Origin of the sequence: Ralstonia nicotianae, assembly GCF_018243235.1 — a bacterium.
Lineage (GTDB): Bacteria > Pseudomonadota > Gammaproteobacteria > Burkholderiales > Burkholderiaceae > Ralstonia > Ralstonia nicotianae.
In genome coordinates, this window is the sequence record NZ_CP046674.1 from 1,152,240 (window position 1) to 1,175,701 (window position 23,462).

Genomic DNA, 23,462 nt, shown 5'->3' on the forward strand with positions numbered 1-23,462 from the left:
CCATGGTCCGCCTGAAGGACCTCCACCTTGGCCGTGGCCGCGCGAACTGCCGCGGCCACGGCTTCACGCTGATCGAGCTCGTCATCACGCTTGCGCTGGTGGGCATCGTCGCCATGGCCATCGTGCCGCTTTCCGAGCTGGCCGTGCAGCGCCAGAAAGAGCAGGCGCTGCGGGTGGCGCTGCGCGAGATCCGCACCGCGATCGATGCGTACAAGGAAGCGAGCGACTCGGGTTCGGTCGAGCACGAGGCGGGCGCGTCCGGCTACCCGCCGTCGCTCGCGGTGCTGGTGGAGGGCGTCAAGGACGCCAAGGACCCGAAAGGCGGCCTGCTGATGTTCCTGCGAAGGGTGCCGCGCGATCCGTTCTTCACGGGCGAGGCCTCCACGCCTGCCGCCGATACCTGGAACCTGCGCGCATACGGCGTGCCGGTGGATGGCGGGACCGGCGGCGACGACGTGTTCGATGTCACATCGAAAGCCGGCGGCACGGGTCTGGACGGCATTCCGTACAAGGACTGGTGAGGCCACCATGACACAAGCACCGCACGCGCGCCGCCGCGGATTCACGCTGATCGAGCTGGTGGTGGTCATGGCCATCATCGGCTTGCTGCTGACGCTTGCGCTGCCACGCTACTTCCACAGCATCGAGCGCGGGCGGGCCCAGGTGCAGCAGCAGAATCTGGCCGTGATCCGGGACGCGATCGACAAGTACTACGGCGACAACGGCCAGTACCCGGACACGCTGGACGATCTGGTGGCGAAGCGCTATCTGCGCGGCATTCCGGTGGACCCGGTCAGCGGCGGTACCGCGTGGGCCGTCATTGCGCCGCCGGACACCTCGAAGACCGGCATCTACGACGTGGGCCCGGCGCGCGAGGCGGGCGTGCCGGCGGCCGCGTCCGAACCGGTGGCGGCAAAATGAGCGGCGCCCGGCATCGGTACCCGACGCGTCGGCCCTGGCGGCGGCAGCGCTCGCCTGGCCTGGTCATGCTCACGCTGCTGATCGCCCTGATGCTCGCGTCGATCGCGCTGCTCGCGGGGATGGACGTGTGGGCCCTGCAGCGGCGGCGCCAGCAGGAAGACGCGCTGCTGTTCGTGGGCAACCAGTACCGGCAGGCCATCGAACGCTACTACCTGGTGGGGCGCAGCCTGCCGATGTCCATCGATGACCTGATCGACGACAAACGCTTCCCCGTGCCCATGCATCATCTGCGCCGCGCGTACCCCGACCCGGTCACCGGGCGCAACGACTGGGAGCTGCTGCGCGACGGCACCGGCATCTACGGCATTCACAGCCGGTCGGACGGCGTGCCGATCAAGCACGCGAATTTTCCGGGCCGATACGCGTTTTTTTCCAACGCACAGACCTATGCCGACTGGGCGTTCATCTACCCGATGCCGGGCATGGGCCGGTCCGCCGCGGGCAGCCTGCCGGGCCTGCCGCCGAGACTGACCACCAAGCCGGGCCGCCCCGCGCGCTGACACTGGTTTGCCCTACCGCAACAGTAGGAGGTTGACCCATGTCGGAAGCCGCCCCGGCTTTCCAAAATAGACATGCGGGGAGACGGGAAATCAAGACGGCACGGTGGCTACCCGGGCAGGACAGGGCGCCCGACACGTAGCACCGCGCGCAATGACCAGGTGCAAGGAGGTCATATGTTCGCTATCCGTGCGGCACGCAGCGGGCTCGTGGCGCTGCTGTTGCCGCTGCTTGTTGCGCTGCCGGTTCATGCCCAGTCGTTCCGGGTGCAGTGTCCCACCTCGACGATCACGCACAACCCGAACAGCAATTTCCCCGGCGGGATCAAGTGTCAGCAGATTTCCGGCGGCGACGGCTATTCGACCATGGCCGACGGCGTGCAGACCTATATGTTTTCGTTCGGTCCGCTCTCCGGCCTTGCCGATATCCGCAACGGCCTGCCCGGCACCCAGCCGGCGTCGATCTTCAATACGCTCGGCAATCCGTACACCGACACGACGTTCAATGGCGCGGTGGGCCTGACGCCGGATCCGAACTCGGTGCCCCCCAACCAGATCGACGGCCACGTCGATCCGCGGCCGATCATGGACATCGGCGTGATGAACGGCAACATTCCCGCGCCGCTGATGGCCATCGACGAGGACGACGAGTTTTTCCTGACGCTCACCAACGTCGGCATGATCATGCGTCCGGACCTGTTCGAGCGGCACACGGTGCACTTCCACGGCTACCCGAATGCGTCGTCGTTCTATGACGGCGTGCCGGATGCCTCGGTCGCCATCAACATCGGCGGCAGCTTCACGTACTACTACCTGGCGCCGGACGCGGGCACCTATTTCTGGCACTGCCATATCACTCCGCCGGAACACCTGCAGATGGGCATGGTCGGCCAGATCTATGTGCGGCCGCGCCAGGACCGCGTGCCGGCCGGAGCGGCGCTGTATACGGCACTGGTCGGGCAGCAGGCCGATCTTCGCACCGCCTGCGGCGCGACCGACATCCTGTGCTCCACGCCGCTGCCGCCCACCAATGCCGTCAAGCGCCTCAACAACAAGAACGGCACGCCGACGCTGTACGCCTACAACGACGGCGACGGCTCCACCGCGTACGACGTGGAGTACCCGATCCAGATCCACGGCTTCGACCCCAACTTCCACTTCATCGGCATGACGTTCAACCCCGAGCCGTTCACCGACATGAAGGACAAGTATTTCATGCTGAACGGCCGCAGCTATCCGGACACGATCACGACGGGACCGATGACCACGCCTTCGTCCGACGGCGCGCTGCACTACTCGCAGCCGCTGCCGACCGTCATCAATATCCCGGCCGGCGGCAAGGCGCTGCTGCGCATCTCGAACCTGGACGTCACCGAATACCAGACGCTGGCGTCGCTCGGCATTCCAATGCACGTGATCGGCATCAATGCCCGCCTGCTGCGCGACATGGCCGGCGGCGACATGACGTACTACGCGAACTCGATCACGCTGGGCGGCGGCGAGTCGCTTGACGTCCTGCTGGATGCCAGCGACACGAGCAGCTATCCGCGAGGTTCCACGTTCTACCTGTACACGCCGAATCTCGACCATTTGTCGAACGATGCGGAGAACTTCGGCGGCTTGATGACCGAGGTGCACATCTGCGGCGCGGTGGACCCGGCAACCAAGCAATGCACCCCCTAGGAGAACAGCCGTGAGCCACATGACTTTCAACACGTGGAAGGCGGGGCTGTGGCGCCTTGCCGCGGCCGCCGTCCTCTCGCTGCTCCCGGTCGTCGCCCGTGCGGCGGTGCCGGGGATTACCGGCCCGACCTTCGATCTGACCGCCCAGCCGGGCCGCGCCAATCAGCCGGACGGCGCCAGCGTCTACTCCTGGGGCTATGGATGCAACCCGCGCACCGTGCCGGGCTTCCTGCCCAGCGTCAACCCGCTGTCCGGGCAGAACTGTCCGGGCATGCAGCTTCCCGGCCCCACGCTGATCGTCCATCAGGGCGACGTCGTGACCGTCACGCTCACCAACAACCTGCCGCCGGCCGCCGGCAACACCTCGATCCTGTTCCCGGGCTTCCAGGTGTGTGCCGGCACGCTGGATCCCAACACCGGCGCGTGCTCGGGCACGCCGACCGGCGTGCAGGGCCTGCTCACGCGCGAGGCACAGACGGGGAAGACGGTGACGTACACCTTCATCGCAACCACGCCCGGCACGCATGCGTACTACAGCGGCACGCAGGGCGACCTGCAGGTCGAGATGGGGCTGTATGGCGCGCTGATCGTGCTGCCGACCGCATCGGGCTCGGTGGCGGTGCCCGCGGGATGCCGCGCGGTGAGCGGCCTGCTGCCGGATGGCCAGCCCGACTACCGCAACGCCGCCGCCGCCTACAACCACAGCATGGCGTGCTACGACCGGGAATACCTGTTCCAGTTCTCGGAGATCGATCCGGCCATTCATGTGCAGGCCGAGCAGCAGGCCGGTCTGCCGTGCGCGCAGCCCGCCGGCTGCATGATCGTCCGGACCGAGCCGTATCACCCCGCGTATTTCATGGTCAACGGCCGCTCGATGCCGGATGACATGGACACCAACTACGCGCCGCAGTATCCGAGCCAGCCTTACAACGGCAACCCGCACATGCATCCGGGCGAGCTGGTGCTGCTGCGCATCATCGGAACCGGGCGCTGGCAGCATCCGTTCCATGAGCACGGCAACCACGTGCGCGTGCTGGCGCGCGACGGCAACCTGCTGCTCAGCCAAGGCGATCCGAGCAAGGTCGCGGGGCCGCTGCTGTTTACGACCACCACCACGCCTGGCCTGGCCATGGACGGGATCTTCTACTGGACAGGCAGGGGGCTGAACTGGGATGTGTACGGGCACAAGCCCGGCGACGGCAGCGTCTGCATTCCCGATGCAAACGGCTACTACACGCAGGATCCCACGGCGCCCAACTACTACGAATGGTGCGCCGACCATGACAAGCCGCTCGAGGCGCACCCCTTCGGCGATGTCAACAGCGGGGGGCCGGTCACGCTGCCCGATCCGAACATTTTTTCCAATGGGGCCTGGTATGGGGGCAGCCCGTACCTCGGGCCGGATGCCACGATTCGCGCCGTCGGTGCGACCGGTACGACGCCGCCGACCGGGACGATCGCGAATCCACCCACCACGGAAGCAGGTTTCGCCTTCATGTGGCATTCGCACAATGAGCGAGAAATTACGACGAACAACATCTTCCCCGGCGGAATGATGATGATGATGCTCGTCGATCCGCAGGCCTTCGTGATCAACGAGGCCAACTAGCAACACCAGGGAGCAAGGCGATGAGATCCGATTCGTTCAATGCGATGCTCTTCGGCCTAGTGAGCAAGGCTGGGCTGGTGGCATCGATCCTGGCGGCGGCGAGCGGCGTGTCGTTCGCGCAGACCGTCAGCCTGACGGCGGCGGCCGCGAACGCCGCATTGCCGGATGGCCAGGCGGTGCCGATGTGGCGCTACCAGTGCGGCGCCGTCACGGCGCCGGCCACCTGCGCGGCGTTGAATCCCAATGCCGGCGCGGGGTGGTCGCCGGTCGTGATCACGGTGCCCCCTGGTCCGCTGACGATCCAGCTGACCAACAACCTGCCCGGCACGGTGCCGACCTCGCTCGCGGTCATGAACCAGGTCGGTGGCGGTCTGGGCACCACCGCGACTTCGGTCGCGAGTCCCGTGCACGCGCCGCAGACGGCGACGACGTGGCCGATCGTTGTCGGCGCGAGCGGTGTCGCGGGCACCGGAGCTCCGCCGCCCGTGGTGTTCCAGCCTCCGCAGCAGTTGCCGCGTGTGCAGTCGTTCACTACCGAAGTGGCGCATGGCGCGAGCGCGACGCTGACATGGCAGAACCTGCGGCCCGGAACGTATCTGATCGAGTCCGGCACGCATCCGTCCATCCAGGGGCCGATGGGCCTGTATGGCGTGCTCGTTGTCCGCACGCCAGCCAACGGCGCCGTTCGCGCGCAGGCGTATCCAAACATCAGCTACGACGCCGACGTGCCGCTCGTGCTGGGCGAGATCGATCCCGCGCTCAACCGCGAGATCGCCCTCGACGTGGTGACGCCCAGCTTCAGCGAGACCAAGCCGTGGTCGGGCCAGCCCAACCAGTGCGGCAATCCCGCCTCGGCGACGTACCGCACCTGCTATCCGCCGGTGGTCAACTATGACCCGCGCTACTACCTGATCAACGGCGTTGCGTTCGACCGCAGCAATCCGGCCCGCTCGCAGTTTTCGGTCAGCAACGTCACGCCGTTGACGGGCCAGGTCCTGGTGCGTTTCGTCAATGCCGGCCTGCGCATGCACGTGCCGTCCATGGTGGGCCCGCAAGTGGTGCCGGCGGGCAGCAATGCGGCGGTTCCCGGCTTTGCCCTGATTGCGGAGGACGGCAACGTCCAGCCGGGCAACTGGAAGATTCAGAACGAAGTGTTCCTGCCCGCCGGCAAGGTGTACGACGTGATGATGAACGCTCCCGCGGCGGGGGCGCCCGCCATGCCGGTGTTCGACCGGCAATTGAGCCTGTCGACCGACAACCAGCGCGACGGCGGCATGCAGGCCTATCTCAGTGTCAATGGCGGCGTGCTGCCCACGCAGATGGGCGCGGTGAACGGGGTGGTCGCCCAATCCTCCCAATACTATTTCGTGCCGAACACGACGCTGACGGTTTCGGATCCGGCCAAAGGGGTGATGGCCAACGCGACGGGCATCTACGGCGTCTCGCTGCTGAGCGCCGCGAAGGGCGGCACCGTCACGCTCAATGCCGACGGCACGTTCACGTACGTGCCGAATGCCAACACGGTCTCGGACAGCTTCGTCTATGAAGCCAACGGCAATGCCGGCATCACGGGAACCGTGACGCTGACCGCGCTGGCCGCCTGCGCGCCGGGCGCGGCCGGTGCCGGGTGCCTGGGCGGTGCGCCCACGGCCGGCAACCAGGCTTACATGAGCAACGTCGCCTCCCAGCTGCGCGTGTCTTCGCCCGGGGTGTTGTCCTATGCCAAGGACCCCTCCGGCCTGCCGATGACGGCCGTGATGTCCGGTGCGGCACAGGGCGGCACCGTCGTGGTCAGCCCGGACGGCTCGTTCGTCGCCACGCCCGCCACGGCGCCGACCGGCGTATCCACCGCGACGGTGACCTTCCAGTACCAGGCCGTCAACGCGCAGCACACCTCGAGCACGCCGGCCACGGTGACCGTCACCTTCAAGGCGGGCAGCGGGCTTGCCGTTGCCGTGAAGGATGCGAACACCGGCACGCCGATCACCGACTACCGCTGGATCATCGAGGAGGATCGCACCTTCTATATCGACCCGGCGTGCCAGGTGAATTCGACCACCGGCCGCCCGGCCACCTGCCCGCCGCTGCCGGTGCCGAGCCTGGGGACGAATTTCCACACCAGCTATATGCCGGTGGTGGCATCGGGTTGCGTGGGGCAGTATGCGTGCGAACTCGGTCAGACGGTTTTCAACCCGGCCACCAATACGCATGTGCCCACCGTGTGCGACATCGGCAATGGGGTCTGCCGCACGAGCGCAGTGCAGCAGGTGCCGGTCGACCCGAGCCAGGTCGCACTCGACCCGAAGAAGCGCTACTACCTATCGATCCTGCCGGGCGACGCGGGCAACGCGTTCACGAACGGCGGGGGCGTGCCGCAGCCGATCGATCCGAACAACCCCGCCGCCGGGGCACGGCAATTCAGCATCGCGCAGGATTGTCCTTCCGGGCCGGGGGGCGCGGATTTCGCACCACCTAGCGGCAAGTGCGGTCATGCCATGGGCGGCGCGCCGATCGCCGCCGGACAGAAGACGGTCAGCGTCGTGCTGCAGCAGACGCCGTTGCAGACGGCGAAGGTCTCGGTGTTTGTGTTCGAAGATGATTCGCCGCTCAACGGTGAGGTTGACGTGCATGGCGGCACGGATGCCATGGGTAGCGCGCGCGAGCCCGGCCTCGGCGGCTTCGAGATCAAGCTGTTCGATGACGCGGGCGGCACCGGCGACGCCACGGGCCAGATGAGCTACGACATGTTCAACATGCCGCTGACCAATTCGCTGGCCGGCACGATCGACCCGGCTACCGGTCTCAATGCATGCCCGATCACGGCTGCAAAAGACGGCATCGTGGGCATGATCCCGACCTGCCCTCAGTTTGAATCGGATGGGCAGACCGTTTCGCCGCTGGTGGGGCAGGCGGTCATTGCCAACCTGATGCCGGGCCGCTACGGCGTGGTGGCGACGCCGGCCGCCGACCGCATCGCGCGCGGCGAGGAATGGCTGCAGACCAACACGCTGGATGGCCAGAAAGCGCATGACGCGTTCATCAAGGTCGGCGGCCCGGCCTACTTCCAGGAGTTCGGGCCGGCCGGATTCCACGTGTCGGTCGGCTTTGCCAATCCGAAGATCATCAACGACCGCCTGCCGCTTGTGTGCAATGGCGTCGCCTGTGCCAACGGCATCAAGGGTCGCATCACGAATCTGCACTACAGCCGCCCGCCCAACGAAAACCTGTACGGCAGCGGTTCGCGGCAGTCGCTCGGGTTCACGCAGTGCTACGTGAGCGTGGGCGATACCGACGGGGATGACATCGCCTTCACCAAGTGCAACGCGGACGGCACCTTCAGCTTCGCCGGCCTGCCGGACGGCACCTTCAGGATCACGGTGTTCGACCAGTGGAACGACCAGATCGTCGACGGGCTGGCGCGGGCGGTGGCGCTCAAAGGCGGCACGACGATGGATGTCGGCGACATTGCCGTGCTGCAGTGGCACACGAACCTGTATACGCGCACCTTCATCGATCTGGTGGGAGACGGTGTGTCGCGCGACAGTGATCCTGGCCTGGCGCTGGTGCCGACCAACGTGCGCTTCCGGGATGGCAGCATGTCCAACCTCAACAACACGGATCTGAACGGCTACGCGCCATTCAACGAAGTGTTCCCATTGTTCAACTGGTACGTGGTCGAGGCGGATACGACGCGCTACAAGCAAACCGGCGTGCATGTCGTGTACGACGCCGGCGGTCCGCCCGATGGAACGCCCGGTGGCGGAACCTCGACGATTGCCGCGAACCTGGCCAACACGCTTGAGTCACCCACCGCCCATCTGCCGGCCAACCTGCGGGTGCCGGGAGCGGTCTACTGCAATGACGCGGACTGCAAGGATCGCACGGGCACCAGCCCGTCGACCGGCCGTGTCGATCCGCCATGGGTGACGACGATGGGTTGGCAGGGCTTCTCGGGGCAGAATGCGTTCATCGAGTTCGGCAAGAAGGCATTCGCGCCCAATGAGAACGGCGGTATCCGCGGCGAAGTGGCCTACGCGTCGACGCGCGCATTCGACGACCCCGCGCTCACGGTGCACGTGAGGTGGATACCGAACATCCCCAATGTCACGGTCAACCTGTATCAGGAGACCGCCGCCGTGGACGGCACCTCGACGCTCAAGCTCGTGGATACCACCAAGACGACCAGTTGGGATGACTGGGCGCAAGGCTTCCGCACCGACGGCATCCCGAACATGAACTGCCCGGGGCAGGAAGCAACCGATCCGTTCTTCTTCACGCTGAAGAACACGACGCAATGGCTTGATCCGCAGCAGCGCGCATTGCCGAGCAACGCACAGTTCAAGTGCTACGACGGCATGCACGTGTTCAACCAGCTGCAGCCCGCGCCATACGATGGGATGTACCAGTTCCCGAGCGTGACCAGCCGCGACCCGCGCACCGGCAAGCCGACCGGCACGAACTGTGACCCTACGGTCTGCGCTCCCAATCCGACCGGCGACGGCACGATGATGCTGCCATCCGGAAAGTACGTGGTCGAAGTGGTCGTGCCGCCGGGCTACGAACTGATGAAGGAGGAAGACAAGAACATCCTGATCGGCGACAACTTCATCGCCCCCGTAACGCAGCAGTTTGCCGGTCTGAGCAACATTTACATCCTGCCGGACCAGGCCACGGTGAACGCGACCTACAACGCCAACAACCCGCAGAACCCCACGTCGCATCTCGGTTCCGTGACGTTCCCGCGCAGCGAGGGCGACACCGGCATGACCGAGACCTTCTGGCCGTGCGCGGGTAACCTGCGCATCGTGCCGGACTACCTGAGCCTGTTCCCGGGCGCGAAGGAAGTGGCGCCGTTTGCCGGGGCATCGCGCCGCCTGTGCGATCGCAAGGAGGTGCGGCTCGACAATCAGATGACGGTGCTGGCGAAGTTCTACCTGTTCAGCTCGACACACGTCGCTTCGCACTTCACCGGCTTCATGCTGGATGACTTCTCGTCGGAGTTCGACCCGTATTCGCCGCAGTTCGGCGAGAAATTCGCGGTGCCGAATGTGCCGATCTCGATGAAGGACTTTGCCGGCAACGAGGTCGCGCGGCTGTATTCGGACCAATGGGGCATCTTCAACGGCCTGAACTACTCGACCTGGGAGGTCAACCCGCCGAACCCGACCGGCTACGCGCCGACCATGATGGTCGCCTGCATGAACGATCCGGACATGCCCGACCCGGCGCATCCCGGCCAGACCATCCGCGATCCGCTGTACAACCCGGCCTACAGCCAGTTCTGCTACGAGATCCCGTTCATGCCCGGCCAGACGCAGTACATGGACACCCCGGTCGTGCCCGTGCAGGCGTTTGCGTCCGGATACAACCCGCCGGATTGCGCGTATCCCGATGCCACGCCGGCGATCTCCACCGTGCTGGGTGATGCCCTGGCGGGAGGCGGCAGCGGACCCTGGGTGAGCGCACCGCTGCACACCCTGACGATCAACGCGCTGGGAGACCAGGTCGTGCCGAACAGCGGCTATACCGGGCCGGCCGCGACGACGGCGCCGTTCAACCAGAAGTTCATCAAGCGCCACTACGGTTTCGGGGCGCGAGGCGGCACGAGCTCGGTCACGATCGGCGGCGTGAGGGCAATGGCCACCTCGTGGAGCGACACCCAGATCAAGGTGCTGGTCCCGTCCCTGAGCGCGGCGCAATCGAGCTGCCCGATCCAGCAGGCAGGGCAGCCGCAGACCTTCTGCGGCGAGCTGGTCGTGACCGCGGCCAACGGCAAGAAGTCGATCGATGCGGTCACCGTCACGGTCGGCGGCAAGCCGCCGACCTATGTGAACGGCGAAAACGCGGCGGGCAACGCGATCCAGACGGCGCTGGACGCCGCCATGCCGGGTGACATGATCGTCGTCGGGCCGGGCAGCTATAGAGAGATGCTGCTGATGTGGAAGCCCGTGCGGCTGCAGGGCGTGGGGGCGCCGTCGGTCGTCGTCAACGCCACCACGCATCCGTCCGGCAAGATGGACGCATGGCGTGCGCAGGCCGACTGCCTGTTCGGCGTGTCGCTCGATGGCGGCTTGATCACCTCGAACCATCCGTTCGATCCTAGCGGCAAGAGCCCGTACAGCTGCCCGGCGACGATGCAGCGCCAGGTCGATGCGATTCCGTTCGAGCCCACGGTTGGCTGGGATGCGAACCTCAACGGCAATCTGGCCGAGCTGCTGATGGAGCCGACGCTGATGGGGGCGTATGAGGGCGCGGCCATCACCGTGCTCGGGAAGGGCGTGCGCGACGTGGCGGGCGCGAATGGCCTGCAGGCCGATCCGAACTGCACGGCCAACGGCATCTGCACGCCGCTGACCAACAGCGCGGCGGACTGCAACACGTATTCGAGCAACTTCCTGTGCAATCCGTCGCGCATCGACGGCATCACGTTCTCGAACAGCTCGCAAGGCGGCGGCGGGATCTTCGTGCACGGCTGGAACCACTACATGGAGATTGCCAACAACCGCGTGTCGAGCAACGCCGGCACGCTGACAGGGGGCATTACCGTGGGGCAGGTGGAGACGCCCGACGGCACCATCGGCGGGGCGGATGGCGTGACGCAGTTGCCGTTCGCGTACAACACCCATGTGAACGTGCACAACAACGCCGTCACCAGCAACGCTTCGTACGGCGACGAGATCAACTCGACCACGCCGTCCGCGGCGGGCGGGGTGACGTTCTGCACGGGCGCGGACTACTACAAGTTCAACGACAACTGGGTGTGTGGCAACATCAGCAGCGGCGATGGCGGAGGGGTGGCGCATTTCGGCTTCAGCTACAACGGCCAGATTGCGCGCAACTGGGTGCTCTTCAATCAGAGCAACAACCCGACGCTGCCCACCTACGGCGGCGGCATCATCGCCCAGGGCGTGCCGCCGGATGGCACGTTCTGCGAGAACGCCACGGTCGATGTCGATTGCGCTCCGCAGTTGTCCGATGGTGCCGGCCCGGGCCTGGTGATCGACAGCAACCTGCTGATCGGCAACACCGCCGAGAGCGGCAAGGGCGGCGGGCTCAGGCTGCAGCAGGTCAACGGCACCGACGTGCAGCGCAGCCCCAGCGACCCGAGCAAGTGGTATGCCGTGCGGGTGATCAACAACATCATCGGCAACAACGTCGCCGGCTGGGCGGGTGGGGGCGTGTCGCTGCAGGATGCCGTGAACGTGAGCTTCATCAACAACACGGTCGTCTCGAACGACGCGACTGCATCGTCCGGCGTGCTGTTCAACACCGACGCCGCGGCGCAGGCCAACGTCGGCCCGCCGAACTGCACCACGGTGGGCGCGGAAACCACGTGCCAGCCCATCACGACGTCGACCAACCAGCCGGCCGGTCTGGAAACGGCGCCGCACACGGGCAACCTCAACACCGCGTTCACCGGGGCGAGCGGAGCCTGCCCGGCCGGGATGCCGAACTGCACGAAGATTTCCAACCCGCTGATGACAAACAACCTCTTCTGGCAGAACCGCACGTTCCACATCACGGTGGGCGGACTCGACACCGGCATCCAAGGGCTGCAAAACATCGTCACGCTGATCCCGACGCTGAACCAGGCTGGCCACCCGACGGGGTATTGCCCATCGGGCGCGGTCTACTGGGACATCGGTGTCGCGGGAGACACGGCCGCCAACAACCATGGTTCCGGCTACACGCTCAACCCGACGTACTCGATCCTGACCGATGCGACGGACTATCCGAACCAGAACAACCGGGCCGGCAATCCGCAGGTCATCAGCCAGTATTGCAACGGGGCGCGCGTGCCGCCGGAGGCGGGGGGCAATGGCATCCTGGTGCCCCCGGGCATCTCGGACACCGTGCTGCCGAATCCGCTGTTCAGCCTCACGCCGTCTGCCACGCCGGACGAGGGCAACAACTGGATCAACCTGCAGTACGGACCGCTGTCGCTGTTCAATGCCGCCCTGGTGCCCGGCAACGCAAGCTATGGCATGCCGCTTGGCAACTACGCCATCCAGCTGGGTTCGCCGGCGATCGGCGGCGGCACCGTGCAGGGCGCGCCGCCGCTCGATTTCTTCGGCGACCCGCGCGTGGGCCGGATCGACATCGGCGCCGTGGAGTGGTTGCCGATCGGTGGTCTTGCCGGGCAGGGCGGCAACCAGCAAGGTGGCAACCAGCAGGGGGGGCAACAAGGTGGCAACCAGCAGGGGGCGCTGCCGCTGAATCCACTCAGGGTGCTGCCGCTGAATTTGCAAGGAGCGCAGCGATGAACAGGCCGGCAGCACTCGCGGCGACCCTGGCGATGGCGGCGGCGCTCGCGGGCTGCGCGGGCGCGCCGCAGGCAGGGGGCGGCAAATCCGCCGCCTTTGCCAGGACGCCGCACAGGGCGTCGCCGTACTTGCCGATGCGGGTGCCCGACCATGCGGACTACTACTACGGAGCCTACGGCGGTGTCGACCAGTTGAGCGTGCGGCTGACCGCATCGGGCAATCTGATCCGCCTGAGCTATCGCGTGATCGACCCGGCGGTGGCCAAGGTGTTCGCAGACAAGAACATCACGCCGTATCTGTTCGGGCCGCGAGCGGGGGCGCTGCTGCAGGTGCCCGCGATGGATACCGTCGGGCAGTTGCGGCAGGTCGGGCAGCTGGAGCCGGGCCGATCCTATTGGATGGTGTTTTCCAACAAGGGCAACCTGATCAAGGTTGGCGATCGCGTCAGCGTATTGGCCGGCGCCATGCATATCGACGGGTTGGCGGTCGAGTGAGCGCGCCACCGGCTGTTGCCCATACACGAAGAGGAGGGGCGTCATGACACGATTCCATTTCCTGGCACTGGGCTTGACGTGCACGCTGGCCGCATCCGCGGCGGCGGCGGCCGGCGCCGCATCGGCAGGCCCGCTCAGCGCGGCGCAGATCGCGGAACGCAACGTCGCCGCGCGCGGCGGCCTGCAGGCGTGGCGCGCGGTCAATACGATGGAGATGTCGGGGCAGCTCGAAGCCGGGGGCAAGAAGAACGCCACGCTTGCATTCGTGATGACGATGAAGCGCCCGCACAAGAACCGTCTGGAGATCCGGTTCCAGGGACAGACGGCGCTCCAGGTCTATGACGGCGCCCAGGGCTGGAAAGTCAGGCCCTTCCTCGGGCGCGACGAAGTCGACCCGTACACGCCGGACGAATTGAAGTCCGCCGCGGCATCCTCCGAGCTCGATGGCCCGCTCGTGGACTACGCCGCCAAGGGCACGCAGATTGCCGTCCAGGGTGTCGAGACGGTTGAGGGGCACCGCGCCTACAAGCTGAAGCTGACCATGAAGGACGGCGCGATGCGGCACCTGTGGATCGACGCCTCGACCTTTCTGGAACTCAAGATCGATGGCGAGCCGCGCAGGCTCGACGGCAAGATGCATGATGTCGCGGTCTATTTCCGCGACTACCGGATCGAGCACGGCCTGAAGGTGCCGCACGTGCTTGAAACAGCGGTGCAGGGTGTCCGGCAGACGCACAAGATCACCATTGAGCGGGTGACGGTGAATGCGCCGGCAGACGACGGGCTCTTTGCGAAGCCCCAGCTGGCGAGCGCGCAAATGCTTCACCAGTAGGAAGTCCATCCGGGGGATTGCCATGATGAGACGGATCGCGGTGTGGGCGCTGGCTGCGTGCCTGTCGGCTTGCGCGGGGGAAACGGGGCCGGGCGCGGCGGGCATGCCTTCCGTGGCGCAGATCGTCGCGAAGAACGCCGCCGCGCGCGGGGGCGCGGAGGCCTGGCACCGGATCGATTCCATGGTCTGGATCGGGCACGTGGAAAGCAGCAACGCGCCCGCGCGCTTCGTGCTGGCGATGCGGCGCCCGAACAAGACGCGCTTCGAGGTTGTCGCGATGAACCGGATGGCCCTGCGCGTCTACGACGGCACGCAAGGCTGGAAGCTGCGTCCGATGCAGCGCGGCGAGGGGCCGAACGTGCAGCCGTACACGCCGGACGAGCTCAAGTTCGCGCATGACGAGCAGGTCATCGATGGCCTGCTGATCGATCATGCGGCGAAAGGCATCGAGATCGCGCTGGAGGGCACCGACGACATCGAGGGGCGCAAGGCGTATCGGCTCAATGTCCGGATGCCCTCGGGCGCAACGCGGCGCGTATGGATCGACGCCGGCACCTTCCTCGAAGTCAAATACGAGCGCGAGACCCGTGGCATGGCGGGGCAGCCGGTCAAGGTGGCGGTCTACTACCGCAACTACCAGGCCATCCACGACGTCACATTGCCGCTGGTCATTGAAAGCCACGCCGGGCCGGAGCAGGCCGCCGACAAGCTCGTGATCGACAAGGTGCAGTTCAACCCGACGCTGGACGACAACCTGTTCGCCCGGCCGGTGGTGGCGGCCGATCGCAGCCGCTCCGTGCAGGCGCACCCCGATGCCGGAGCGGCCATCACGATGCCGCACGGCATGGCGGCACCCTAGCCGCGGAGCGGGCCGTGACCACGCGGCAGGGGGCCCCTCGCAGGTGGAGGACGCTATCGCGCACGCTGGCTGCGGCGGGGGCCTTCATGTGGCTCGCCATGCCGGCGGGCCAGGCGGGCAGCGCGTCGGCGGCGGATCCGGGCGAGGCGATCTTCCGTGAGGGCGTGCTGCCCTCCGGTGCGCCGCTGGTCGCCACGCGCGACGGCGGCATGCGCATGGAGGGCGCGGCGGGAGCCTGTGTCAACTGCCACCGGCGCAGCGGGCTGGGCGCGAGATCCGGCCTGTCCAGCATTCCGCCGATCACCGGGCGGTACTTGTTCCATCCGCCTGCCAAAAGCGGCGAGGACCGCGGCATTCCCTACGTCGAGACCATGCGCGGCGACCGCGAGCCGTATACCGATGCGACGCTGGCGCGGGCGATCCGCGACGGGATCGATTCGCAGGGGCGGCCGATGCGCTACCTGATGCCGCATTTCACGCTGGGCGACGGCGACATGGCGGCCCTGATCGCCTATCTGAAGCGGCTCGACCCGCGCCGCGCACCCGGCGTGGGCAGCGGCGTGCTGCATTTCGCCACCATCATCACGCCCGACGCCGATCCCGTGAAGCGCCGCGGCATGCTCGATGTGCTGGAGCACTACGTGGCCGAGAAGAACGCCTTCCCGCTGGGCGCGACGCCGCCGCTGCGCGCGTCGCGCAAGATGATGTACATGGTCAACCGCCAATGGCAGCTGCACGTCTGGGAACTGAGCGGCCCCCCGCAGACATGGGAGGCGCAGCTCGAGCAGCATCTGGCCGCCGAACCGGTCTTTGCCGTGGTGTCGGGGCTGGGCGGCACGAACTGGGCACCGGTGAGCGCGTTCTGCGAGCGCGCGGCCGTGCCGTGCCTGTTCCCGAACGTCGAGGCACCGGACATCGGCCACGGCGATTTCTACGCGCTGTATTTCTCGCGCGGCGTGCGGCTCGAAGCCGGCTTGCTGGCCGCCGGCGTTGCCGACGCGATGCGCGGTGGCGCGCTCAAGGCGGTGCACCAGGTCTACCGGAGCGGCGACACCGGCGAAGCCGGCGCACAGGCATTGGCGCAGGCGCTGCGGAGCAAGGGCATCGATGTCTCGAGCCACGCGCTGGCGCCGGGCGAGCGCCTCGCCAAGGCATTCGTCGGCATGTCGAAGGACGATGCCCTGGTGCTCTGGCTGCGCCCGGCCGATCTCGCCGCCCTGGGCAAGACCGTGCCCACGCAGACCGTGTTCATGTCGGGGCTCATGGGCGGCCTCGAGCGCGCGCCGTTGCCGGCGCTCTGGCGTGACGTGACGCGCATTGCCTATCCGTTCGACCTGCCGGAGCGCCGGCGTGTGCGCGTCGACTACGCGCTCGGGTGGTTCGCCATCCGGCATATCCCGGTGGTCGATGAACAGGTGCAGGCCGACACCTTCCTGGCCTGCGGGCTGCTCGCCGAGACCCTAAGCCATATGGCCGATACGTTCGTGCGCGACTACCTCGTGGAGCGCATCGAGGACATGCTCGAGCGCCGCGTGATCACCGGCTACTACCCGCGCCTGACCCTCGCGCCGGGGCAGCGTTTCGCGTCGAAGGGCGGCTACCTGGTGCACTTTGCCGACGCCAGCGGAACCCGGATCGTGGCGGACGGCGACTGGATCGTGCCTTAGCGCACCGCATTCGCAGGGTAGCGCCAGGGCAGGATTTGCCTACGGCCCGGGTGGGGGGATCCCCATTTCGATCGGCCGCGGGGTTGCACACAATGAACGTACCAGGGATCCGGCCCGGAGGACGCTATGAAGACGGTTCTCGGATGCTCGGCGCGCTTCGCCGCGATCGCCGTCTCCGGCATGATCGCGGCGGCCGCGCCACCCGCGTCGGCGCACGAAGACGCCGATCCGCATGCGCACCATCACATGATGCGCGACATGAAGATGTCGTCGGTGGCCTACAGCCTGCCCGACGTGACGCTCGTGCGCGACGACGACCGGGCCGTATCGCTCAAGGATGCGCTGAACGACGGGCGCCCCGTGGTGCTGACCTTCATCTATACCACCTGCACGTCGATTTGCCCGGTGATCAGCCAGACGCTGTCGCAGCTGCAGGCCAAGCTCGGGCCGGACCGCGACAAGGTGCACCTGGTGTCGATCTCGATCGACCCGGAGAACGATACCCCCGCGCGCCTGCGCGCGTACGCGGCGAAATTCGGCGCGGGGCCGGAATGGCAGCACTACACCGGCACGCTTGCCGCAAGCGTTGCCGCGCAGAAAGCCTTCAATGTGTTCCGGGAGGACAAGATGGACCACAACCCGGTGGTGTTGCTGCGCGCCGCGCCGGGCCGGAACTGGCTTCGAATCGACGGATTCGCGACGGCGGATGAGCTGCTCGATTCGTATCACGGTCTCGTCGCGTCCCCCTGACGGGGCGGCCGGGCGCTGACATGCACGCGTCGTTCCCAGGTTCCGGGTTTGCCGCTGTGCTCATCGCGGGCATGGCGGGTGCGCCGTCGGTGAGCGCGCAGATTTTCGGTGCGGTGCAATCGGACGGCACGGTGGTCCTGACGAACCTGCAGAGCGGCCCGCACAGCCCGACGTTTCGCGTCATCGTCGCCGCGCGCCGCGGGCCGGCCCAGCCGCTTGCCGAGAACGCGCGCGCGGTGGTCGTCGCGGTCGACACCACGCGCTTCAGCGACATCATTGCCGAAGCCGGCCGCAAGTGGAATGTGCAACCCGAGCTGCTGCGGGCCATCATCGCGGTCGAATCGAAATTCAACCCCCGCGCCGTGTCGAAGCGCGGCGCGCGCGGTCTCATGCAACTGATGCCCGGGACTGCCCGACGCTTTACGGCGGGCGACCTGTTCGATCCGCGCGCGAACGTGCTGGCCGGCGCGCAGTATCTGCGCTTCCTGCTCGACCTGTTCGGCAACGATGTCGAGCTGGCGGTCGCGGCCTACAACGCGGGCGAGAACGCGGTGATCCGGGCCGGCTACCGGATCCCGGCGCTCGCGGAGACGCGGTCCTACGTGCCGGCCGTGATGGCGCATTACCGGCGCCTGTCGGCGTCCACCCTGTAGCGCATCGGCCGAGCCCGGCCCCTGCGCGCTGTGTACGGCGCCCGCGCTACCGGGGCGAAAACGCCATGCACCAGCCATTCGGGCTGACCGGCCCGCCGATGACCTTGCACGTGCCCGTGTCGGGCGCGGATTCGGCCCCCGGCTTGAACGCGGTGCAATCCGCGCACCGCTTGCCGTCCTTGGGGCTGTCCTGGTAGTGGAGCATGGCCCGGTTGCCACTGTCGGCGTCGGCGCACCGGGCGTGGAACACGATCGGGGCCAGCATGATGGAGCCCAGCGCACGGGCGCTGCGGCGGAGCATCCGCCGCCGCGAGAGGGTCTTGATGGTGTTCATGATTTCCGGCCCCACGTTCTGCCAATGACGACACGCGCCTTGCCCGCCTGGATACGCCGAACCGGCAAGGCGCCCCTGAAAACAAGCGACGGATGGCTCACCGCATGTCTAGAACATGAACCAGGCGTAGATGAACAAGGTGTTGTTGTCCCGGGCCCGCCGCAGCGTGCCGTCGAAATTCTCGGAACTGCCCATGAACTTCGTGTAGCCCGTGTACTGGATGCCGAACCGGACGTTCGTCTGCGGATCGAAGGGCGCCTTGAACTTCGGCCAGTAGTTGAGTTCGATGATGTAGCCGGTGGTATCGGGCGTGCCCGTGGTCGAGCCGAACCTGGCGAAGTCAGCATCGCCGGTCACCTTGAAGACGCCAGCGGTCACGCCGTAGGTGTGGTCGTACACGTAGGTTGCCTTTGCCCTGAAAGAGCGCAGCTTGGACGTGGGGTTGTCATTGCTTCCGTTGGGAAAGCCCGTTCGCCACTTCGTTCGTTCGTCGATGTAGGTCGCCTGGGCGCTGATGATGTGGCGATCGTCCGGGCTGAGATACTGGAATTGCGCGTCGAGTCCGAGGTCGCGGAATTGGTCTGCCGGGGTGTCGACGGTGGGGTCCTTGACGTCCGCAATGGCGCCGAAGTGCCCGATGGTCAGGCTCTGATGGTCGTCGCCGATGGTGTAGGCAATCCGCCAGTACGGATTCGCTCCGGTCAGCGTCACCCGCTGGTCATCCGGTGTGCCCGCTCGCAGTGGCGACAAGAAGCCTTTTGCCGTCTGATAGGACGTCGCCTCCAGGTAGAGCGAATCGAAGAGGTAGGCGTAGGCGCCGATGCCCGCCACGCGCGCACCCGTTTCAAGAAAGGTCGGGGTGCCGCGCCCGGGTGCGGCAACGCTCGGTGCCCAATACGGGAAGCTCCAGGCCGGTGCGGTGTTGTAGATGTCCTGCACGGTGGGATTGTTGTGCAGCGTCAGGCCGATGACGGTCGGTTTGTCTTCGGCGCCGAATTTTTTCACCACGCGCACATCGGTGTTGTCGAGCGCGCCGTGCCCGGTGAAAGTGAGGTTGTCCGTGGTGGTGAGATTGTTGTAAGTCCATTGGACAAACGCGCCGGCGTTGTCCGTGATCTTCCCGCCGGAGAAGAGGCTGATGGCATCCAGCACGAATTCCTTGTTCTTTGCAAAGAGCGGCGCGCCGGTCGACTTGTCCGTGTCGTTGCTGATGGCGTTCCTGGAAACGACCGTCATCAGTGCCAGCGGGATCTTCTCGCGCTCGCCCATGGTGTATCCGGTCAGCTTGAATTTGCGGCCGAACGGCGTGAGCTCCGGATAGATGGTGTGGCAGGACGCGCAATTCAGCCCCGTCTGGCGGGCGAAGATGGGATTGGCCCGCGCGCACGGCAAGGCCAGGCACGTCAGGACGAAGCACAGCGCGGCGCCGGCGCGTTTGATGCGGGTTGTCGCAGTCGTCATCATGCCTCCCCGGCGCAATGGGCCGCCTTGCCGTGGTCCCATGACTGCAATGTTAGGCGGCGGCCCGGCGGGCCAGGAATGGGGAGGGTTCCTACTTCTTTTCTGGGGCGACGTACTATGTCCTGATCGCGCGGCGTGCCCGGACCGCGGCGCCTGCTTGGATCGGGTGAGATCGGCGCCGGCATGCAGCGCGATGGAGCGCGATGGCGACAGCGGAAGCAACCGCGTCTACACTCGCGTTCACGTAGTACACATTTGTTGAGCCGTTCAGACCCGATGCGGCCGGTCCGGACGCATGCGTGCCGGACCGCGCGATCTTTCCGTTGTGGAGCATTGCGGGCCGCGCTCAGCCTCCTGGCTTGGGTGCGTGCCCGTGCAGGCAGGGTGGGGAATCCCGATGACGACACGACCGAATACCCTCAAGCGAGCGGCGCTGCTGGCCGGCGTCACCAGCCTGCTCGCGCCACTCGGGGCACATGCCTGCGCCACCTGCGGCTGTTCGCTCAGCACCGATGCCGCCATGGGCTACTCCGCCATCCCGGGCTGGCGCATCAGCCTGGACTACACCTACATCCCGCAGAACCAGCTGCGCCACGGCACGGGTTCGGTCGCGGCGGCGGAGGTGGCGGGCATCAACGCGGCCGGCGGCAACCAGGAGGTCGAGCGCCAGACCATCAACCGCTATGTCAACCTCGGCGTCCACTACAGCCCGAACAGCAGTTGGAACTTCAGCGTGATCGTGCCCTACGTGGATCGCGGGCACACTACCTATGGTTCGGCCACGCCCGATCAGCTCACCCCGGACAACGTCAGCGGCGCGACGGCCAGCGGCCTGGGCGACATCAAGCTGATCGCCAGCTACCAGGGTTTTCTGCCCACCCACAACCTGGGCGTGCAGTTGGGCGTCAAGCTGCCGACCGGCCGCTACGGCGGCCAGAACGTGCTGACCGGCGCCACGGTCGGGCGCAATCCGGTGCTCTTCTCCAGCGGCCCCAATGCCGCCGCGGGGCAGGCCCTGGATACCAGCCTGCAGCCCGGCACCGGCACCACCGACCTGATCCTGGGCGCCTACTACTACCAGCCCGTCAGCCAGGATTTCGATGCGTTCATCAATGGCCAGGTCCAGTCCGCCGTGCGGCAGAACCTGCGCGACGCGGGTGCCGACTTCCGCCCCGGCAATACCGCCACGGTGAGCTTCGGACTGCGCTACGAAGCGGATCCGCATATCGTGCCGCAGCTGCAGTTCAACGTGACGCGCAAGAACGCCGACAAGGGCGCGCTGGCCGATACCGCCAACACGGCCGGCACGGTGGTCTACCTGTCGCCGGGCGTGACGGTGAGCGTGATGCACAACCTTCAGGTCTATGCGTTCCTGCAGAAGGCGGTGTACAGCAATCTGCAGGGCTATCAACTTTTCCCGCGCTGGTCGGGTACCGTCGGAGCCAGCTATGCGTTCTGATCTCAGCGGGCTGGCATCGCCCTCCTGGTCGCGGCGCGCGTGGCTGCGGGCCGCGGGTTCGGCGGCCCTGGGCGCCGGGTTGGGCGGTATGCCGCCCGCGGCGCAAGCGGCCGGCCTGGAGGTGGGGCGTTCGGCACCGCCCCTGGTTCTGCACACCCTGGACGGCCACAGCATCGCGACCGACGACCTGCGCGGCCAGGTGGTGGTGCTGACCTTCTGGGCAACCTGGTGCGAGCCCTGCCGCAAGGAGCTGCCGCTGCTATCCGCCTATGCCGCACGCCATGCCGATCGCGGCCTGCGCGTGCTCGGCTTCTGCCTGGACGAGCCCGACGCACTGCCGGCGGTGCGCGAGGTGGCGGCCGGGCTGAGCTTTCCGGTGGGCCTGCTCGGCAGCCCCTACGCCGGAGGCTATGGCCGCATCTGGCGGCTGCCGGTGAACTTCACGATCGACCGCAAGGGCCTGCTGGCCGACAACGGCTGGGACGCGCGCGAACCGGCCTGGACCGCCGAGCGTCTGGACCGCGTCATCACGCCCTTGTTGCGCTGACGGCGCAGCTTGGCGGCTGTCGCGGCGCCGTTGCGGAGCCGGCCCGGATTGTGAGGGCATCGACTGGGTGACGTGGCTCGCGCCGTCTGCCGCAAAGGCGGGTGTCACGCGGACTACGCCGTGGTCGTCTGCAAGGCCCGCAGCGGATTGGCGGCCGGCAGAGGCCCCCGCGGACGCCGATCCCGGAACGAGAGGCCAGGCGCTGCCCGGTGCAGCCCGACCAGCGGGCAACCGGTTGCCCCGACCGCGCCGGCCCGGTCCTTCCGGCAACCGGGCAGCGACCGGCGCTTGCGCCGGCCGGGCGTGCTCAAACGCCCCCTGCGGCCATTCAACGGGGCCGCTGCGCGATCACGGTCGGGAACATGCGCGCCCGGTCGTCGATGAAGCGGATGTTGACGAAGCCCGCGCGCTGCAACTGCGCCGTCGTCTGCGCGTGCGTGCGGAAGGTCTGCCATTTCGCCTCGATGATCTTGACGAACAGCAGGGCTTGCAGCGACAGCGCCTTCGGGTCGGTCGCCTCCATGTTCCAGGGGGACGCGGGCGATAGCGCGGGCGGCGGGGTCAGGAAGCTGGTGACCAGGGTGCCGCCGGGGCGCAGGGCGTCGTGGTAGGCACAGTACAGCTCGGTCACGCGGCCGTCGTCGGGCTCATAGAGGTTCAGTCCGTTGCTGGCCAGGACGTCGACGCTGGCGCGCAGGTCGAGCGCCCAAGCGTCCTGGCGGTGCAGCGAGACGTGCTCGGTCAGGCCGCGCGTCGCGGCGAGCGCGCGGGCACTGTCCAGCGCGTCCTGGTCCAGGTCCACGCCGATCAGGGAGACGCCGGGCAGGCTGCTGTAGTCGAGCAGCAGCAGCTCGCCCATCAAGCCGCACGGCACCGAGGCGGCGGTGGCGCCCGGTTTCATCAGGGCCTGCAGCTGGCTGCGGAAGATGCCGAAGCGCTCTCGCGTGGCCAGCACGACGGGCAGCTTTTCGAACATCTGGTATTCGAGCGTCTCTGCGCTGCTGGCCGGCAAGGTGCCGGGCTGGTAGGTCACCAACTGGTGGGTCCAGTACGCATTCAGGCCCTGGTGGCGCAGCAGGAAGCGTCCGAGGCCGAAGCTCGCCAGCGCGTCGGCCAGCGACAGCATGTGCTGGACCGTCGCGCCCGGCACGTCACCCGCGGCCCGCAGCCGTGCGTGGACGCGCTCGAGCAGCGCGGCATCGGTCTCTTCGTGATCCGTGCCATGGGAGATCAGGCCGGGTTCGGTCGCGAGGCTTTCGATGGAATGTCCGGTCAGGCTCATGTCGTGAGGCGCGGGAACGGCATCGTGGTGTTGGAATGTCCGGCGGCCGCAGGCGCGCCCGCTTGCGGGCGAAGCGCCTGCCGGTGGTGC

The 23,462-nt window shown here is 67.1% G+C and carries 17 protein-coding genes; 14 read left to right on the forward strand and 3 right to left on the reverse strand.

Annotated elements, in window-relative coordinates; translation table 11 throughout:
• The first annotated feature begins 2 nt into the window (after nt 1-2).
• The 12 genes from GO999_RS05380 to GO999_RS05435 all read left to right on the forward strand — a co-directional run bounded on the left by GO999_RS05380 (nt 3) and on the right by GO999_RS05435 (nt 18,289).
• Nucleotides 3-521 (forward strand): type II secretion system protein, encoded by a 519-nt coding sequence (locus tag GO999_RS05380; RefSeq protein WP_064477934.1) that lies wholly within the window; start codon nt 3-5, stop codon nt 519-521.
• Nucleotides 522-528: 7 nt separating this feature from the next.
• Nucleotides 529-921: a type II secretion system protein gene (locus tag GO999_RS05385; RefSeq protein ID WP_011002226.1), complete on the forward strand. Its 393-nt coding sequence runs from the start codon at nt 529-531 to the stop codon at nt 919-921.
• Between the two features lie 65 nt (nt 922-986).
• Nucleotides 987-1,481, forward strand: a complete 495-nt coding sequence (locus GO999_RS05390; protein ID WP_111374753.1) for a type II secretion system protein — start codon at nt 987-989, stop codon at nt 1,479-1,481.
• A gap of 174 nt (nt 1,482-1,655) precedes the next feature.
• Nucleotides 1,656-3,161, forward strand: coding sequence for a multicopper oxidase domain-containing protein (locus tag GO999_RS05395; protein WP_016726311.1), 1,506 nt, complete (start codon nt 1,656-1,658; stop codon nt 3,159-3,161).
• A gap of 10 nt (nt 3,162-3,171) precedes the next feature.
• On the forward strand, nt 3,172-4,770 hold the full coding sequence (locus GO999_RS05400) for a multicopper oxidase domain-containing protein (RefSeq protein ID WP_211906636.1): 1,599 nt from the start codon (nt 3,172-3,174) through the stop codon (nt 4,768-4,770).
• A 20-nt stretch (nt 4,771-4,790) separates the two neighbouring features.
• Complete coding sequence (locus GO999_RS05405; RefSeq protein ID WP_211906637.1) at nt 4,791-13,034, forward strand: Ig-like domain-containing protein; 8,244 nt, start codon at nt 4,791-4,793, stop codon at nt 13,032-13,034.
• On the forward strand, nt 13,031-13,528 hold the full coding sequence (locus tag GO999_RS05410) for a hypothetical protein (protein ID WP_011002221.1): 498 nt from the start codon (nt 13,031-13,033) through the stop codon (nt 13,526-13,528). Before GO999_RS05405 ends, GO999_RS05410 begins: the two co-directional genes overlap by 4 nt.
• A 43-nt stretch (nt 13,529-13,571) precedes the next feature.
• Nucleotides 13,572-14,360 (forward strand): LolA-like protein, encoded by a 789-nt coding sequence (locus tag GO999_RS05415; protein WP_021155045.1) that lies wholly within the window; start codon nt 13,572-13,574, stop codon nt 14,358-14,360.
• A gap of 22 nt (nt 14,361-14,382) precedes the next feature.
• On the forward strand, nt 14,383-15,219 hold the full coding sequence (locus GO999_RS05420) for a LolA-like protein (protein WP_011002219.1): 837 nt from the start codon (nt 14,383-14,385) through the stop codon (nt 15,217-15,219).
• An 86-nt stretch (nt 15,220-15,305) separates the two neighbouring features.
• A complete protein-coding gene (locus GO999_RS05425) occupies nt 15,306-16,886 on the forward strand; it encodes a c-type cytochrome (RefSeq protein WP_019718465.1) in 1,581 nt (526 codons plus the stop codon).
• A 126-nt stretch (nt 16,887-17,012) separates the two neighbouring features.
• On the forward strand, nt 17,013-17,636 hold the full coding sequence (locus tag GO999_RS05430; RefSeq protein WP_016722773.1) for an SCO family protein: 624 nt from the start codon (nt 17,013-17,015) through the stop codon (nt 17,634-17,636).
• A gap of 20 nt (nt 17,637-17,656) precedes the next feature.
• Nucleotides 17,657-18,289 carry a lytic transglycosylase domain-containing protein gene (locus tag GO999_RS05435; RefSeq protein WP_211906638.1) on the forward strand — a complete coding sequence of 211 codons (633 nt, stop codon included), beginning with the start codon at nt 17,657-17,659 and terminating at the stop codon, nt 18,287-18,289.
• Between the two features lie 46 nt (nt 18,290-18,335).
• Here the strand turns inward: GO999_RS05435 and GO999_RS05440 are convergent, their stop codons facing one another.
• Together GO999_RS05440 and GO999_RS05445 are read right to left on the reverse strand one after the other, a co-directional pair.
• Nucleotides 18,336-18,623, reverse strand: coding sequence for a high-potential iron-sulfur protein (locus GO999_RS05440; protein ID WP_011002215.1), 288 nt, complete (start codon nt 18,621-18,623; stop codon nt 18,336-18,338).
• A 108-nt stretch (nt 18,624-18,731) separates the two neighbouring features.
• On the reverse strand, nt 18,732-20,084 hold the full coding sequence (locus GO999_RS05445) for a cytochrome C (RefSeq protein ID WP_165591735.1): 1,353 nt from the start codon (nt 20,082-20,084) through the stop codon (nt 18,732-18,734).
• Between the two features lie 397 nt (nt 20,085-20,481).
• Between GO999_RS05445 and GO999_RS05450 the strand changes: the two genes are divergently transcribed.
• On the forward strand, nt 20,482-21,543 hold the full coding sequence (locus GO999_RS05450; RefSeq protein ID WP_016722775.1) for a transporter: 1,062 nt from the start codon (nt 20,482-20,484) through the stop codon (nt 21,541-21,543).
• Nucleotides 21,533-22,090, forward strand: coding sequence for a TlpA disulfide reductase family protein (locus GO999_RS05455; protein WP_019718471.1), 558 nt, complete (start codon nt 21,533-21,535; stop codon nt 22,088-22,090). Before GO999_RS05450 ends, GO999_RS05455 begins: the two co-directional genes overlap by 11 nt.
• A gap of 328 nt (nt 22,091-22,418) precedes the next feature.
• Here GO999_RS05455 and GO999_RS05460 read toward each other — a convergent pair whose 3' ends face one another.
• Nucleotides 22,419-23,372, reverse strand: coding sequence for an SAM-dependent methyltransferase (locus tag GO999_RS05460; RefSeq protein WP_019718472.1), 954 nt, complete (start codon nt 23,370-23,372; stop codon nt 22,419-22,421).
• Between the last annotated feature and the right edge of the window lie 90 nt (nt 23,373-23,462).